Source organism: Megalodesulfovibrio paquesii (assembly GCF_054653055.1).
Genome location: NZ_BAAIGQ010000006.1, coordinates 313,660 through 329,279, shown reverse-complemented (window position 1 = coordinate 329,279; position 15,620 = coordinate 313,660). Strand labels below are relative to the sequence as shown.

Below are 15,620 nucleotides of genomic sequence, written 5' to 3'. Positions count from 1 at the left end.
CTACTCAAGTCTTGCCGCTTCGCCTGCGATGTGCCCGGCAAGAGAGGAGACGAAGGTCTTGAGACTGGTCATTGATGACAACGAGGAAAAATCACCGCTGTCAGCGGCTGTTCGCGGAGAGGCGATTACCGAAGCGGTTGTGTAGAGCTGTTCCTGAGTCAACTTCTGGCACAGCAAATCGTACCGCTGGAGATAGGATGCGCCCTTGAATTCCTCGAACACGGGAAAATGAGGCGAGTTGTCCTTGACCGGAGACCGGGATTCGGGCGCGTCCTCAACCAGCATCAGCCAGCCTACAAATGGGCGGGGCTGTTTGCCGAATGCCCCTTCTCGGTATGCTGTCCATAAATCATGGGCTGTGCCGATGGACTCTTCCGTCCGGTTGTTGAAGTTGTTGCCGAAGGAAGGTCCGACCTGGCTTTTCAGTTCGATAGCCGCGATCAGTTCACCCTTGTGGATGACCAGCAGATCCCAGAGTTTGGTTGGCCGAAAGAAACCGGGCAGCGTCAGGACGGCGCGTTTCTGATGGATGTCGGCATGGGCGAGTCCATTGGCTCGAATGATATCGAGTATCAAAGCAATGAACCCATCCATATTTTTGCCAGCGGTCACGCCTGCGCGTTCGCCCTGGTCGGCCTTGCCCGATTCAATTTGCTTCTGCCTGGCGGCTTCCCGGTTTCCCCAAAACGCCTGCACAGCTTCATGAGCCTTGCGCTCGTAATCCACAAGATCAATTGCCATTGTTATTCTCCATTGCCGCCAAGAGCGGATCGTTCTTCTTGGTTCAGTTTGTAAAGTTTGAAAACCGCTCTGTTACAGGCGTCAAGATCGCGGAAGGTCGCGGCATGGATCAATTCCCTCCGGAGATTCTCGGATACGTCCTGCCAGAATGGGATACGGATGCGCCGCAGGTACTGAGCCTGAAAGCGAAAGTAGCCTCCGCGCATTTTCGTCGAGTAGGTTGCCACAAAGAGCTTGGCGATGCTGGAGAGCAACACCGCCTGCAATGCCCGCAAATCCCAGGTATCCGAGATTACATAGTAAAGATTGTGGTGCGGATAGAGTTTGCCGGGCTCAAAAACGATATGAGCCTCGCCTTTGATATCCGGTATCAGCAACTTTGGTTTACTGGTGAGCTCCGGCCATATCCGGTCAATCGTCCGATACCAATTTGACGGTGCTTTCTGGGCACAGTGGCGCTTTGCAATGACCGCCTTGCGCTCTTCAAGGTAGCTGCCCAATTTGGGATAATCCCGCAAATCGACAAGGCCGCCGTCATCTGCGAACGGATTGATAACTCCTTGACCTTGCCAGACGACTTCACCGGATTGAATGTCACGGGTCGCCACAAGAGGAAGTTTTCGGTCGGGCTCGACGTCAAGAGATTCGAAATCCCCGATGAACGCCTTATCAGCGCCAGTGGCCACACCAATTCCGACCTTACAGCCAGCATGTTCTAGTGCGGGAAAGTGGCTTTCGATACGTCGAATCAGCGACATTTGATCCGATGATTCCAAAAGCCAAGGTTCCGAACCACTTGCCACTCCAACCATTTCCCGGACAGATGAGTCTTTGGACAGGGCTTCAGACCTGATTTCTGCGGCAACAGCAGATAACGCCTTTTTCTCAATCTTGGGCCTGTGGGCAATCCGGGTTGCGCCTGCTTTCGTCTTCTCAATGACGGTGATCGCGGGATAGGCACTGACTTCGGAATGAAAGGCGTTGGTATCCACCATATCGACATAGGCTTTGAGATGGAAACCTCTTGCTATGAACTCCCGCAATGGACCGCCATAGCGGTTTTTCATCCAGCGGTCGGCGCAGATAAAACCAAGAGTTCCGCCTTTGTCGAGAAGTGACAGCGAATGTTCGATGAAGGGAATGTAGAGGTCGGCGCGGTCATACATCGTCTGATAGCGGCGACGGTATTCAGACAACAACGGCGCTGGAATCAGCTCTTGCCGGACATATGGCGGATTACCGACAACGAAATCAAAGCGGGCGCTTTGCCGCTCAAGAAGGAAGTCCCCCTGAATCAGCCATTGGTCGGCGAGCTCTGAAGCCACGGATGCCGAAATCCCCTCCTTGATAAGGCGGTTGACGACAATCTTGCGTGTTGAGACAAAGGTTTCCCTGTGCAGCTCCACGCCACGAATGGCTTCTCCCAATTCAACGCCAGCGGAAGAAACATTCCCGCCATTTTCCCGCCACGCAGAAAGGAGTCGTTCAATAATCGGAAGAAGGAAATCGCCTTCGCCAAAAGAGGGCTCCAGAATGCGAAGGTGGTGCAATGGCTCATCGGCGACGTAGCCAACCAGGTCGAGAATAAAATCAACGACCTCGATGCGCGTAAAGATTGCCCCTCGCGCCTCGATGCCACTGTTTGAAGCCAGTGTTTCAATCGCGTTCGTGACCGCCGCAGGTCTCGGAAAGGCCGGAACATCAAGTAGGTCGAATAATGTTGGCTGTATCAGGCTCGGCATGGGAATCCCTCTTTATTGTGGCTATCCATTGTTGGCCGATGCCTTTTGCGGTGCCGTCTGTCGAAGGCTTTTCATCCAGTCGTCAACCTCGTCCCGATCAAACCGCCACTGGGTTCCGATCTTGGAACCGGGCAGCTCGCCTTTCTGCGCCATCTGATAGAGCTTGCTGCGGCTCATCTTCAGATAGCCGGAAAGCTCTTCGATAGTCAGCCATTTGTCTTGTGGTTCCATGTCAGTCACCGCTTCTTTGGATTCCGTAATAAAACATGATAACACAAGATAACGAATAGCAGACCGACTTTCAAGCCAAATCTCGGCGACTTCCAGGAAATTCCCGGCCGGACTCCGCCCGCTGAAATTCACCGTCACCCTCCGACACATCGCCGACGCTTCCGGTAAGTAACCGCTGAACGCTCCCCGCAGGTCGCGGAGAGCACAGCAAACTGACCGGAGACGTTGATGGAACTGTTCGCCACAGACCTGGAAAGGCTGGCGTTTCTACTGGAGGCCGATGCGGCGCTGACTCTCGATCCCGATGCGCTCGGGACCGAGGCCGCCGAACAGCCCGCTCCTGAAGAGCTCCCTCCCGAGAAGCGCCCCAAGTACATCACCAACTACATCGGCAGTAAGCAGAAGCTCGTCGACTGGATCTGGAAGCATACCCCGGAAGGCACTGGCACGGTGCTGGACGCCTTTTCGGGATCTGCGGTCGTGGCCTACATGTACAAGACCAAGGGCCTGCAGGTCATCGCCAACGACCGGCTCCGCTACTGCCACCATGCCGCCAAGGCGATCATCGAGAACAACTCGGTTCGCCTGAGCGAGGACGAGATCGAAGCGCTTCTGGCCGACAACGCCAAGGCGGGCAGCTTCGTCCAGGACAACTTCAAGGGCATTTTCTTCGCCAAGGGCGTCCATGCGCTGATCGACACCATCCGCGCCAACTGCGACAAGCTCTCCGGCTTCAAGAAAGACATCGCCCTGTTCGGCCTCGGCAAAACCTGCATGAGCGGCAAGGGCGGCTTCGGCCACTTCTCGTCGTCCACCGATTATGGCCGCCGCCAGGACACCCCCGACGAGTTCAAGGATCGTCTGCGCAAGAACCTGCAGCGCATCAACGCCCTGGTCTTCGACAACGACAAGGAGAACAAGGCGCACCGGCAGGACATCAACGACCTGCTGCCGAAAGCCAAGGCGGATCTGGCCTACTTCGACCCGCCTTACGCCACCGAGTTTTCGACCACCAACTACGAGCGGGCCTACCACTTCGTGGAGGGGCTCATGACCTATTGGGAAGGGCTCGAAATCAAGGCCGACACCAAGGTCAAGTACTACGAGACCGACCACAAGACCGTCACCAAGGCCAACGCCAGCGAGTTCTTCCAGACCTTTCTCGGCAACGCCAAACACATCCCGAACTGGCTGATCTCCTACCGCGATCACGCCTATCCCAACGAGCAGGAGATGAAGCGGATCATCGGCTCCTTCGGCAAACAGAGCCGGATGAAGTCCAAGGATCACCACTACGCCATCACCTCCAAGCACGGCGAGGCTTCCAATGCCAAGGAGCGTCTGTTCGTCTGCGCTCCCGGGGCCAAGGCCAGCGCCGAGCGGGAGGAGAAACCCGTTCCGATGGCCGCCGCAGCGAACTTTCACACCAGCATTCCCGTGGACATCCGGCTGGGTGAAGGCGAACGCCTCGCGACCGAGGCCATGGATGTCGGCTCGGCGGGCGACCCTCAGTTCAGCTTCGTGCTCTGCCGCACCGGGACCAACAAGAACGGCGACCACTTCACCGCTGAGGAGTTGTCCGGTCGGCACATGACGGCCGTGAACAAGAAGGTCGATCTGCAGCATTCGCAGGAGTTCAACGACATCGTCGGTGGCATCGTCGCCGCCGACTACCTGGAGGACGACAACGGCGGCCGCGTGGAATGCGTCGGCGAGCTGTACGTCCACGACACCCCGGCCGCCCGGCTGGCCTACAAGCTGATGAAGCGCGGGATCATCTCCCAAGTCTCCATGGAGTGCGACTACCAGGAAGGCGAATGTTCGGTCTGCCACAAGCGCTTCCAGAACAAGGCCGACTACTGCACACACCTGCGCAAATTCAAGGGCCGTGATTTCAACGGCCAACCCGTTTTCGAGATTCTGCACGGCGTCACTTTCACCGGACTGGGACTGCTCGACCGCAAAGGCGCGGACGAGAACGCCAGGATTCTGCAGGTGGCGTCCCTTCAGAGCCAGCCCGACCAATCCCAACCCGAAGGAGATTTCACGATGGAAGACAAAACCAAACCTACCGATGAACCGGCCGCCAAGACTGAATCTGACGCGGCCAAGAAGAAACCGGCCCAGCAGGAAGGCGATCCTGCCCGCGTTTCCGACCTGGAAAAGGAAAACCGGCAGCTCAAAGCCCAGGTGGCCGAGCTGCAGAAACGAGTCCAGGAACTGGAAGCCGAACAAAAGGCGGTCGCCTGCCGCTCCCGGGCCAAGAAGCTGCTCACCCGGCTGGAAAAGCAGGGACTCTCTTTCGCTTCCGAGGAGGACCGGGAAGCCGAACTGAAACGCCTGGCCGAACTGTCCGACGAAGCCTTCGCCGCCACCGAGGCCGCTTACGAACGCCTGCCCAAATCGGCCAAAGCTGACAAGGACAAGGAAGAGAAACCCACCGACAGCGACCAGGGCGGCAAGCCCGCCGCCAAGGCATCGACGGAAACCCCGCTGCGCAGCGACGCCGGTGTCCGGCCCCACGATGTGGACGACCGCAAGGTATCGCTCGAGGACCGCCTGCGCGACGGGTTCATGGCCGCTTACCGCAACCGTGTCGGCGAGGACTCTCCCGAACACTCGGAAATCAACGCATAAGGAGGAAACACCATGTCATTCATCAATCCGTGTCACCGCAGCCTCGCCTATGGCGACGGCCACATCCAGGGCGACGGCCAACTCGGCCAGGTGGTCCGCGTGGTCGGCGACGACCTGTTCGCCGTCAACACCGATCCCACCAAGCGCTCCTTCGGCATCCTGATCAAGGACTACGCCGGTGGCGAAATGCCCGGCATCTACTGTGACGGCGGTGTCTACGAGACCGACGCCTTCGAAGGGACCGTCGTCGCCGGAGACGACCTGAAAGTTTCAGCGGGCGGTCGCCTGACCAACGGTGTCGCGGCCGGAGAGCACGTCGTCGCCCACGCCATTTCCGTACAGAGCGGCGTCCTCAAATTCCGCCTGCTCGTCTAACCCAAGGAGCCAACGCACATGAAAACCAATCAGTTGAAGATCCATTCCCAGGAATACATGGAAACCATGGCGCGGCTCATGAGCGAGGCTCTCGAGTCGCCCGAAGGCATGCGGGCGCTTGCCGCCGCCATCGCCGCGCCCATCGAACAGGAGATCAAGCGCAAGGAGATCTCCTCGCTGCTGCTCACCAAGCACACGCTGCCCAAGGGCGAACGTCCGGTCTATCAGAAGAAACCGACCGTCAAGGCCCACTGGATCAGCAAGGACGGCGACGCCCAGGAGCAGGAGGTGGGCAAGGACGAGGTCGAGTTCCCCACCAACCGCATCCACTCCAACCCGATGGTGGACGTTTCCGTTCTCAAGAACGGCAACATCGGCACGCTGATGGACATCCAGACCAGCGCCGCCGACGCCATCCGCAAGGAGATGGATCGCCGCACCATCTCGGTGCTCTCCTCGGCCATCCCGGCGACCAACATCATCGAGGTTACCGGCGACCTGCTCACCGAGGAGGCACTGAACGAGGCCATCTCGATCATCGAGGACCTGGAGCTGTCGGTGAAGTACGTCGTCATGCGTGGCCGTCGGTTCAACGACATGCGCGGCTGGAACCTCGATCCCCAGACCAAGCTCGAGCTGCGCCAGAAGGGTGTCATCAAGAACTACGGCACCGGCGGCATTCTGCTGACCGCCTCCATGCCGCTGGACGAGATCATCATCGTCCCGGATGAAGAGGTCGGGAAGATGCCGGTGCGCGAAAACCTGAAGACGGAGTCCATCGACCAGAAGACCCGCTTCAAGACCGGCTGGCTGGTGTGGTCCGAGATCGGCCAGGGCATTACCCGCCCCGACATCATGGCCAAAGTCAAACTGGTTCCGTAATCTTAGGAGGTGACGTGAGATGAATCGAATCAAGAACATCCGTCCCGGCGTTCTGGTGATCCCCGACGCCGGGCTGAAACTCAAGCCCGGTCAGGTGGTCGAGGTGGAACGCCTCACCAAGCAGATCCAGGCGGCGCTCAAGAATGGCCGCCTGGCCATGGCCGACAAACCGAAGCAGGAACCGCTCGCCCCTCCAGAACCCGACCAGGACGCGGAACCGGTGGACCTGAGCAAACTCTCCGCCACCGACGCCATCTCCAGGGTCAACGAGGAGGCCAATCCGGAGACCCTCAAAGGCTACATGGACACCGAAAAACGCCGCACGGTGATCGACGCGCTCAAGAGCCGTCTGGAGGGCCTGCAAGGTGCTGCTGAGTGACCTGATCGCCGACCTGCGGCTCGACCTGTCCGATCCGGGCGCATCTCTCTTCGAGGACCAGACTCTGGAGAGATGCGTCCGGAAGGCCGTTTTCCGTGTCAGCCGTGACCTCGACCAATCGCTGACGATTACGGCCGGAGAGATTACCCCCGATCCCACCGGCGAGGTCCGCGAGCTTTTGGTGATCATGGCGCAGATCCACGCCTGCCAGGTCATGCGTTCGGCCACCGCCAACGCCTTCTCCTTTTCCAGCGGCGACAAGCGGGTGGACAAAACCGGCCAGCCCGGCCACTGGGCCAAGCTCGAGGCCGATCTGCTCGCCGACTACCGCCAGCGGCTCACCGAGCTGCGTCCGGACACCCAGCTCGATCAGGAAGCCTACATCCTGACCCCGAGCGGCCTTACGCCGGTCATCTACGAACAAGGGATCGATCTCGATGTTGTTGAATGACCGGGAACGCGCCGAAGCCGTGGCCGACGTCGCCCGGCTGATCCTCTCCTCGGGCCAGACAGCACGCGTCCTGCGCGTGGTTCCCGGCGAGCGGCTCTACGGCACCGACGATGCCGAATACACGGAAATCTCCGTCATCCCCCTCGAACTGAACGAAACCCCGCCGGAGGAGCTGAGCGGCAAGATCGACGCGCTTGCCTGTGTCCTTCCGGATGCCGATGTCCGGGGTGAAGACCGCCTGGCCTCAGACAGGGAAACCTATCGCATACAGAGTGTGGAAGAAGAACACTTCTTCGGCACCGTCACCCATAAGAACCTGCAACTGGTGAAGCTCAATGGGCGTTAGGCGAACCGGTGACTGGGACAAGGCCCGCGCCAAGCTGACCACCGGCATGGGGCCGCGCCTGGCCACGGCCCTGCGTCAGGCCACGATCCGCAACGCCCTTTTTCTGGTGCGCGAGATCCAGCGGGGGATTCGCTCGCAGGCCCCGGGCGGACAGGCCTTCGTGAAACTCGCCGCAAGCACCATCGAGCGCAAAGGCTCCAGCAAGGCGCTCATCGACACCGGCTTTCTCGTCAACGCCATCACCCAGAAGATCATGGCCGACAAGGCGTTCGTCGGCCTGCTGCGCGGCACCGTCAACAAGGACGGGGAAGACATGGTGAACATCGGTGCCGTCATGGAGTACGGGGCCACCATCAACCATCCGAACGGCGCGACCATCATCATCCCCGCAAGACCCTTTCTGCATCCGGTGATGGAGAAGTACCGCGAACAGATCCTCCAGAACTATCGCGAGGCGATCCGCTCCGCGCTTTGATCCTCCGACACATCGCCAGCGCTTCCGGTAAGTAACCAGGCAGAAAACGGAGGCGTCCCTTGAGCACGATACAGACCGTCACAGAAACACTGATCCGCCTGGCCAAGCAGGCCATCCACCCGGACACCGTGCTGGTGTTCCCGGATGACCTGTTCGAGGTCCAGCGTACCCCCAGCGTCATCCTCCAGGGGCCGAAGCTGGCGGAAGACCGTTTCCGCCGCAGCCAGAGCCGCCTGTTCGAGAAGAATGTCGCGGAGCTGAGTTTCGAGGAGTGCCGGTTTCCCCGGCTCTATCACCTCGATTTCGACCTGGTGGTGACCGTGGACCGGGAGGCCGAACTGCTCGGGTTTCACGAGTCGGTATCGCGGTTCCTCCAGCTTCACCCGGAGATCGCCATCGCCGACCAGGGCAGCCTGAACCTCACCGAACTGGTTCCTCTGGGCGGTCTGACCCGGGTGAACCTCTCCAATCTCCGGCAGAGCTCCGGACGCATCCGCATCGAATCCTGCCCGGTGTACGACGGCGACCTGCGCGACGGTCGGCTGATCCGGGACCGGACCTTCCAGTTTCACGGCGACGTGACAGAGCAACGAACCATTCAACCGTAAAGGAGAACAACCGTGATCGAGATCAGAAACCTGCAGTTCCAACCCCTGACGTTCAACCTCTCCGGCCAGGGAACCCTCCACCTCGGACCGCGAGAGCGCAAGAGCATCGCCCGCAAGGACCTCTCCGCCGAGATCCAGACCGCCGGAAAACGCGGACTGGTGCGCATCACCGACCTGACCGGCGGCGCGGAACCGGAGCCGGAAAGGCCCACGGCGACCGAGGACGCCGGAACCGATGAGGCCAAGACCACCAGCAAGCGGAGGAAATAACCATGCCGACCTATCTATCGCCCGGGATTTACACCCGGGAAACGGATTTCAGTTTCTATGTGAAGCAGATCTCGACTTCGTCGGCCGCCATGGTCGGGGTGGCCGAAAAAGGCCCGATCAACAAGCCCGTGCTGGTGACGAGCTGGGAGCAGTTCATCAACCGTTTCGGCTCCTATATCAACGAGAGCTATCTGGCCTACGCCGCACGGGCGTTTTTCGACAACGGCGGATCGGTCCTCTACGTCACCCGCATCTCCCATCTCACCGACTCCACCGACCGGGACACCCTGACGGCGCTCAAATCTTCCATCGTGCTGCAGAACCGGGAGGCGACGCCCGCCGACGCCCTGCGGATCGAGGCCGTGAACGAAGGCGTCTGGGGGGACCGGCTCTCCGTTTCCATCGAGGATGGCTCCCTTGACCCAGCCAACCATTTCAACCTGGTGGTTCGGCATAAAGGCGATGTGGTCGAGGTATTCAAGGATCTGAGCATGGACGAGACGCTGCCGAATCATGTGGAGCTGGCAATCAACGACCGTTCGGATTTCATCCTGGTCCAGGATATGGCAGCAGCGTCGGGAACGCCCAGCGACCGTCCGGCATTGGGCGTGTTCACGCTCACCGGCGGCGACAACGGGCTGACCGACCTGGCCGATGCCGATTTCATCGGCGATCCCTCGCAGCATACCGGCCTCTATGGCTTTGACGAGATCGACGCCCTGAACCTGCTGCTGGTTCCCGGCGTCACCACAGTGCCGGTAATCAACGCCGGAATCGCCTATGCCGAAGGGCGCAAGGATCTGCTGTTCATCGCCGACACGCCCATGCATCTGGAGCCGCTCGAAGCGGTCGACTTCCGCAAGGGACAAGGGATGTACAGCCACGCGGCCTTCAACTCCTCCTACGCGGCGCTCTACTACCCCTGGCTGGAGATCAGCGATCCGGTCAACTCGCGCAAGAAGCTGGTGCCGCCCTGCGGCGCGGTGGCGGGCTGCATCGCCCGCAGCGACCAGAAGACCAACGTCTGGAACGCGCCCGCCGGTATCGACCGGGGCCGCATCTTCAACACGCTCTCCCTGGCCTACAAGACCAGCCGTGGCGAGCGCGATGTGCTCTATCCGGAAGGGGTCAACGTCATCGCCGTGTTCCCCGACACCGGCATCAACATCTGGGGCCAGAAGACACTGCAAAGCCAGCCCTCGGCCGTGGACCGCATCAACGTGCGCCGCCTGATGATGTACATGGAGGAAGCCATCTCGGAATCCTCCCGCTTCGTGGTGTTCGAGCCGAACCATCCCCAGACCTGGCGTGCCCTCGGTCGCCTGATCAACCCCTTCCTGCAGGACATCAAGGACAAGGGTGGCCTCTACGACTTCGCTTTCCAGTGCGACGAGGAGACCAACACCCCGGCGGTCATCGACCGCAACGAAATGGTGGCCCGCGTGTTCGTCAAGCCGACCAAGACGGCGGAGTTCATCGAGCTGAACTTCATCCTGACCAGCACCGGCGCGGACTTCAAAGAAATCATCTAACGGGAGAACACGGCTATGAGAAGCGGAAACATGCCCAAGAGCCTTTACCAGAACTGGCAGTTCGCCATCGAGGTAAACGGCTTCGACGTGGCCCTGTTCCACAAGGGACAGGAGCCCAAAACCGAATTCGAGGAAGTGGCCTTTGCCCCGGCTGGTTCGATGTTCGACCAGAAGGTGGCGGGCCGGGTCAAGTTCGAGGACATCACCCTCGAGAAAGGCAACCTGCAGGACGGCTCCGACGAGGCGGCCCGCGAATGGATCAAGAAACAGGTGGACGTGAACGCCGTCACCGGCGGCCTTCCGGCCGACTACATGCGCGACATCGACGTTGTCCGTTACGACCGCACCGGCAACGAGACCCGCCGTTGGACCCTGCACGGGGCCTGGGTGAAGGCGCTCGAATACGACGAGCTCGAGGGCGGGAACACCGAGAACACCATCGAGAAGCTCACTATCTGCTTCCAATACTGGACCTAAACCGGAGGATCGACCATGTACAGCTTTGAACTGCCAAGCGGCACTGAACTCGAGCTCCGGGAAATGACCGGGGCTGAGGAAGAACTGCTCACCAACCAGCGTCTGATCCGCTCCGGAGAGGCGATCAACCAGGTGCTCCGCAACTGTTTCGTCCGGCTGGGCGAGAAGACCGCCCCCGATCTTTCCGAGGTGATGAACCTGCTCTCGGGTGACCGGCTGTTCGCCCTGGTCCGCCTGCGCCAGATTTCCCTGGGGGACGAGGTGGAGCTGGAGCTGAGCTGCCCGAACAGCGCCTGCCGCATGACCAACTTCGTGACCATCAATCTCGAGGATCTCAAGGTCACCCCCTACGGCGAGGAGCGCGAGTTCGCCTTCAAGCTTCCCGGCTCGAAGAAAACCGTGCGCTTCGGATATCTCGACGGCCACAAGGAAAAACGTTTGGCCAGCCTGCGCGAGCCCAACATCAGCTCGGCCATGCTCATCCGTATCCTCGACATCGACGGCAAGGCTCCCTCCAAGAAGAGCCTGGCGGAAATGTCGATGCGTGACCGCAACGCGCTGCGACAGGAGATGTCGCGGGTCGACGCGGGAATCGACACCTCGGTCGAAACCGAATGCGATGGCTGCGGCACCAAGATCCGCACCCGTCTGGAGGCAGAACCGGCTTTTTTGTTCCCCGGAGTTCGCTTGTAAGCGACGCATTCTTTCTCGCTTACGGCGGACTGCACTGGGGCTGGTCGGAAACCCGCTCGCTGCCGCTCAGAGTCCGGCGTCAGTTCGTCGAGGCCCTCGAGCGGCAGCTTGATTTTGAACGTGAGCAAACGGAACGGCGATAGATGAACGGCGATCTCGGACTGGGCATAGTGGTATCGATGAAGGATGCGTTCTCGCAGAACGCGCAGCGCATCCGTGGCTCCATGATGGACCTCGATTCCACCGTGGCGGATGCCAGCGAGCGGATGACCCGCAACCTGGACCGCATCCAGCAAGGCACCATGATGCTCGGGGCGGGACTGGCCCTGATGGCAGTGCCCGCCGCCCTGGTCGCCTCCACCGCCGCGACCCAGAAGGCTCTGGGCGAGCTGGCGTCCCTCGGCGTGCAGGACCTCCGGGCCATCGAGGACGCCGCAGAATCCTTCACCAACCAGTGGTCCGGTGCTGACAAGGCGGCGTTCATCACTGCCACCTACGATGTGAAATCGGCCCTGTCCAACCTCAGCGACGAGGCGGTGGGCGTCTTCACCTCCATGGCCGCCATGACCGCCAAGGCGACCAAGGCCACCACCCAGGAGATGGTCGGCACCTTCACCACGGCCTACGGGATCTTCAAGCCCATCATGGCCGACATGAACGACATGGAATGGGCGACCGCCTTTTCCGGAGCCATGGCGCAGACCGTGGCCTCGTTCAAGACCAACGGCACCCAGATGGCCGACGCCATCAAGAACATCGGCGCGGTGGCGGCGGCGAGCAATATTCCCCTGAACGAGCAGCTCGCCGTGCTCGGTCAGCTCCAGACCACCATGCCCGGCTCAGAGGCTGGCACGCTGTACAAGGCGTTCATCATGAAGGCGGCCGAGGCCGGTGACGAGCTGGGGCTGTCCTTCACCGACACTAGCGGCCGTCTCAAGGGCGTGGTTCCCATTCTGCAGGAGATCAAGCGCCAGTTCCCCGATCTCTCCAACGCCGCCGCCCAGGTGAAGCTGAAGAAGGCCTTCGGCTCCGACGAGGCGGTCAAGTTCCTGCTGCAGATGTCGGCGGGCATGGAGAGCCTCGAAGGCAATATCCAGTCGGTGGGCCGAGCCATGAAAACCGGCACGGCGGTCACCGAACAGATGGCCGACGCCATGAACCAGGACATCGGAGCCCGGTTCCTGCTCCTGCGCCAGCAGGTGGCCAACCTCAGCGAAATCCTGGGACGCACTCTGCTACCGGTGGTCACGCCGGTGATCAACGGCGTCTCCCGCTTCATTCTGTTCCTGCAACGCATGGCCAAATCGATGCCGGGCGTGACCCGGGTGGTCCTGGGACTGTCCATGGCCCTCGGCACCATTCTGGTCGTGGCCGGAGCCGTCACCGCCGCCGTAGGCATGGTGGGACTCATGCTTCCCGCCATCAAGGCCGGGTTCGTGGCCATCAGCGCCGCGCTCGCCGGGGTGGGTTCGGCGGTCGCGACCTATTTTCTGCCCGTCACCGCGACCATCGCGGGCGTGATCCTCTCGGTGTATCTGCTTAAACGCGCCTGGGAAACCAACTTCGGCGGCATCCAGGAAATCATCACCGGTGCCTGGAACAAGGTCTCGCTGGTGTTCCGGGGGATCAGAGAGCTGGTGGGTTCGCTCAGCGGCGGCGTCGGGCAGATGTCGGCCGAACTGGCCCAGAAGCTCGAATCCGCCGGACTGATGGACTTCGTGGTCACCGTCTTCAAAGCCTATTACCGCGTTCGTGAGGCCCTGGCCGGATTGTGGGCCGCGTTCTCCCATGCCTTTGGCCGCATCCGCGCCATCCTCGAACCCACCGTCCGCACCCTGATGAGTGCCTATGCGGCGCTGGCCAGCGCGGTCTTTTCGGTGGTGGAGATCTTCGGCGTTGCCGCCAGCGCCACCGACGGGTCGTCCTGGCGCACCTTCGGCACGGTTATCGGCACCGTCGCCGGTGTGCTTCTGCAGGGGCTGGCATTCGCGCTGAAGATCGTGGCCTGGAACCTGTCGCTCATCGTCCGAGCCCTGGCGGTGGTGGTGCGCAGCGTGGTCTGGGTCGGCAAGGTCATCGTCGGGTCCCTGGTCGGAGCAACCAAGTTCATCTACAAGTTCCTGTTGCCCTTGCGCATGATCGGCGAGGCATTTATGGCCGCCGGGAAGATCGTCTATGCGGTCTGGCAGGTGCTGACCGGCGACATCTCCCTGCTGGACGGTCTCAAGGCCATTGGCGGCGCGGTCTACGACTTTCTTGCCACCCCGTTCCGCTGGGCGCGGGATGTGGTGGTCGGGGTCTGGAATTTCATTTCCGGCATCTTCACCTCCATCGGACGCCTGGTGGCCGACGCCGCCGGACAGATCGGCCAGGCGATTCTGAATCTGCCGATCATCAGCACTCTGCGGGAGATGTTTGCCACCGTGCGCTCCTTCTTCGCCGGGGACACCACCTTCTTCGAGGCGGGCAAAAAGCTGCTGATCACCCTTGGCGAAGGGATCTGGTCGGCGGTGACCTATCCCTTCACCATGCTCAAGAACGCCCTGGGCAAGCTGCGCAATCTGCTGCCGTTCTCCGATGCCCGCGAGGGACCACTCTCCAGCCTGACCGCCTCCGGTTCCGCGCTGCTCAAGACCCTCGCCGACGGCATGAGCCTTACCCAGACGCTGCCCGCGAAAGTGTTCGGCTTCGCCGCTCGCGGAATTCTCTCGGCCGCTGCGGGAGCGTGGCAGCAGATCAAAACGGCGGGCGGCAACCTCATGGACGCCGCCTCGGCTCCCTTCCGCATGGCCGGAAAACTCTGGGACGGGTTGACCTCCGGCGCTCAAACCGTCGCGGCCAAGGCTGGTACCATTTTCGGAGGTCTCAAACAATCCCTGTTTGGCGACACGCCCGAGCTGGCGATCAAACCGCCCCAAGCCAATACCTGGGACGCGCTGGCCACGGGAGCCGTCAATCTCCGCGACCGGATCGTTGCCACGCTGTCGGCCGTCCCCGGGGCTGTGGGCCGAATCTTTGCCAGTGCCGGTACCGAGGGGCAATCCCTCTGGCAGAGGCTTTCCAGCGTCGCGAGCGCGGGCATTCAGGCGATCAAAGATCGCAGCGCCGGGATCGCCAACGGTTTGCTCTCCTCCGCTCGCGCCATGCTGGGAGTCCAGACCCCGATTCCGCAGGTGGCCGAGCAGAAGCAACCATTCAAAACCGCGCCACCCGACGAATCGATTGGGCAACGCATCATCGAAAGCGTGCTCAGTCTTGTGCCGCGTCTGGACGAGCGCCTGGTGCCCAAGGCCCTGAGCGCCATGCTGATGCTCCAGCCGGTCATGGCCACGGCCGCGCCACCCCCGCAACCGATGAACGGTACCGTGCAGATCGTCGCAGCGGCCGTCGAGCCGGTAAGTAAGAGCTATATCCAGCCGTTCGCCGTGGAACCGGCACCGGAAATTGGAAGTGTTTCGCCAGTTCCAGCCGGGATTGAACGGCCCAAGACGGCCGCGCCGACTCCGATTGCGAAGCCACTGCAATCGGGACTCACCGAGACGGTGCCTTCCGAACGGTTGATTACTCCGGCTCGCACCGCTCCATCGACACCCATGCGGGGAGAGGAAGTTGGTCCGGGTCTGCGCGAGCTTCTGGAATCGCTGCTCTCGCGCCTCGATGGTCTGGCCGACCGCCCGGTGGAACTGAGCGTGACCACCAACATCGATGGCCGGAAGGTGGCCGAGGCGGTCTACAAGGATCTTCGCGAACGGAAGATCAGAAACTACGAAACCCTGTGAGA

General features: G+C 61.1%; 16 protein-coding genes. 13 read left to right on the top strand and 3 right to left on the bottom strand.

Annotated elements, in window-relative coordinates; genetic code table 11:
- From ACYQ00_RS14310 to ACYQ00_RS14300, 3 genes are read right to left on the bottom strand one after another with little or no spacing between them, the layout of a single operon-like run.
- The gene (locus tag ACYQ00_RS14310; RefSeq protein WP_205228839.1) at positions 1-741 is read right to left on the bottom strand and encodes a PaeR7I family type II restriction endonuclease; all 741 of its coding nucleotides are present in this window, start codon (positions 739-741) and stop codon (positions 1-3) included.
- Positions 742-743: 2 nt separating this feature from the next.
- Positions 744-2,483, bottom strand: a complete 1,740-nt coding sequence (locus ACYQ00_RS14305; RefSeq protein WP_205228838.1) for an Eco57I restriction-modification methylase domain-containing protein — start codon at positions 2,481-2,483, stop codon at positions 744-746.
- A gap of 21 nt (positions 2,484-2,504) precedes the next feature.
- Positions 2,505-2,714, bottom strand: a complete 210-nt coding sequence (locus ACYQ00_RS14300; RefSeq protein ID WP_205228837.1) for a helix-turn-helix domain-containing protein — start codon at positions 2,712-2,714, stop codon at positions 2,505-2,507.
- A gap of 228 nt (positions 2,715-2,942) precedes the next feature.
- Between ACYQ00_RS14300 and ACYQ00_RS14295 the strand changes: the two genes are divergently transcribed.
- From ACYQ00_RS14295 to ACYQ00_RS14235, 13 genes are all read left to right on the top strand, one after another.
- The gene (locus ACYQ00_RS14295) at positions 2,943-5,351 is read left to right on the top strand and encodes a DNA adenine methylase (RefSeq protein WP_205228836.1); all 2,409 of its coding nucleotides are present in this window, start codon (positions 2,943-2,945) and stop codon (positions 5,349-5,351) included.
- A 12-nt stretch (positions 5,352-5,363) separates the two neighbouring features.
- Positions 5,364-5,726: a hypothetical protein gene (locus tag ACYQ00_RS14290; protein WP_013219066.1), complete on the top strand. Its 363-nt coding sequence runs from the start codon at positions 5,364-5,366 to the stop codon at positions 5,724-5,726.
- A gap of 18 nt (positions 5,727-5,744) precedes the next feature.
- On the top strand, positions 5,745-6,608 hold the full coding sequence (locus ACYQ00_RS14285; protein WP_460032798.1) for an HK97-fold major capsid protein: 864 nt from the start codon (positions 5,745-5,747) through the stop codon (positions 6,606-6,608).
- Between the two features lie 19 nt (positions 6,609-6,627).
- Positions 6,628-6,987, top strand: a complete 360-nt coding sequence (locus ACYQ00_RS14280) for a hypothetical protein (protein ID WP_013258624.1) — start codon at positions 6,628-6,630, stop codon at positions 6,985-6,987.
- The gene (locus ACYQ00_RS14275) at positions 6,974-7,438 is read left to right on the top strand and encodes a hypothetical protein (RefSeq protein WP_423946454.1); all 465 of its coding nucleotides are present in this window, start codon (positions 6,974-6,976) and stop codon (positions 7,436-7,438) included. Before ACYQ00_RS14280 ends, ACYQ00_RS14275 begins: the two co-directional genes overlap by 14 nt.
- Complete coding sequence (locus ACYQ00_RS14270; RefSeq protein WP_011366972.1) at positions 7,425-7,784, top strand: hypothetical protein; 360 nt, start codon at positions 7,425-7,427, stop codon at positions 7,782-7,784. The genes ACYQ00_RS14275 and ACYQ00_RS14270 overlap by 14 nt, the downstream gene beginning before the upstream one ends.
- Complete coding sequence (locus ACYQ00_RS14265; RefSeq protein ID WP_460032797.1) at positions 7,774-8,259, top strand: phage virion morphogenesis protein; 486 nt, start codon at positions 7,774-7,776, stop codon at positions 8,257-8,259. The genes ACYQ00_RS14270 and ACYQ00_RS14265 overlap by 11 nt, the downstream gene beginning before the upstream one ends.
- 59 nt (positions 8,260-8,318) lie before the next feature.
- Entirely contained in the window at positions 8,319-8,867 is a 549-nt protein-coding gene (locus tag ACYQ00_RS14260; RefSeq protein WP_199263728.1) for a hypothetical protein, read from the top strand.
- Positions 8,868-8,879: 12 nt separating this feature from the next.
- The gene (locus ACYQ00_RS14255; RefSeq protein WP_205228830.1) at positions 8,880-9,137 is read left to right on the top strand and encodes a hypothetical protein; all 258 of its coding nucleotides are present in this window, start codon (positions 8,880-8,882) and stop codon (positions 9,135-9,137) included.
- A gap of 2 nt (positions 9,138-9,139) precedes the next feature.
- Entirely contained in the window at positions 9,140-10,669 is a 1,530-nt protein-coding gene (locus ACYQ00_RS14250; RefSeq protein WP_205228829.1) for a phage tail sheath C-terminal domain-containing protein, read from the top strand.
- A 30-nt stretch (positions 10,670-10,699) separates the two neighbouring features.
- Positions 10,700-11,146 (top strand): phage tail protein, encoded by a 447-nt coding sequence (locus tag ACYQ00_RS14245; protein ID WP_225940361.1) that lies wholly within the window; start codon positions 10,700-10,702, stop codon positions 11,144-11,146.
- 15 nt (positions 11,147-11,161) lie between these two features.
- Positions 11,162-11,839, top strand: coding sequence for a T4 family baseplate hub assembly chaperone (locus ACYQ00_RS14240; RefSeq protein ID WP_460032796.1), 678 nt, complete (start codon positions 11,162-11,164; stop codon positions 11,837-11,839).
- Between the two features lie 143 nt (positions 11,840-11,982).
- Entirely contained in the window at positions 11,983-15,618 is a 3,636-nt protein-coding gene (locus ACYQ00_RS14235) for a phage tail tape measure protein (protein ID WP_460032795.1), read from the top strand.
- Positions 15,619-15,620: the final 2 nt, after the last annotated feature.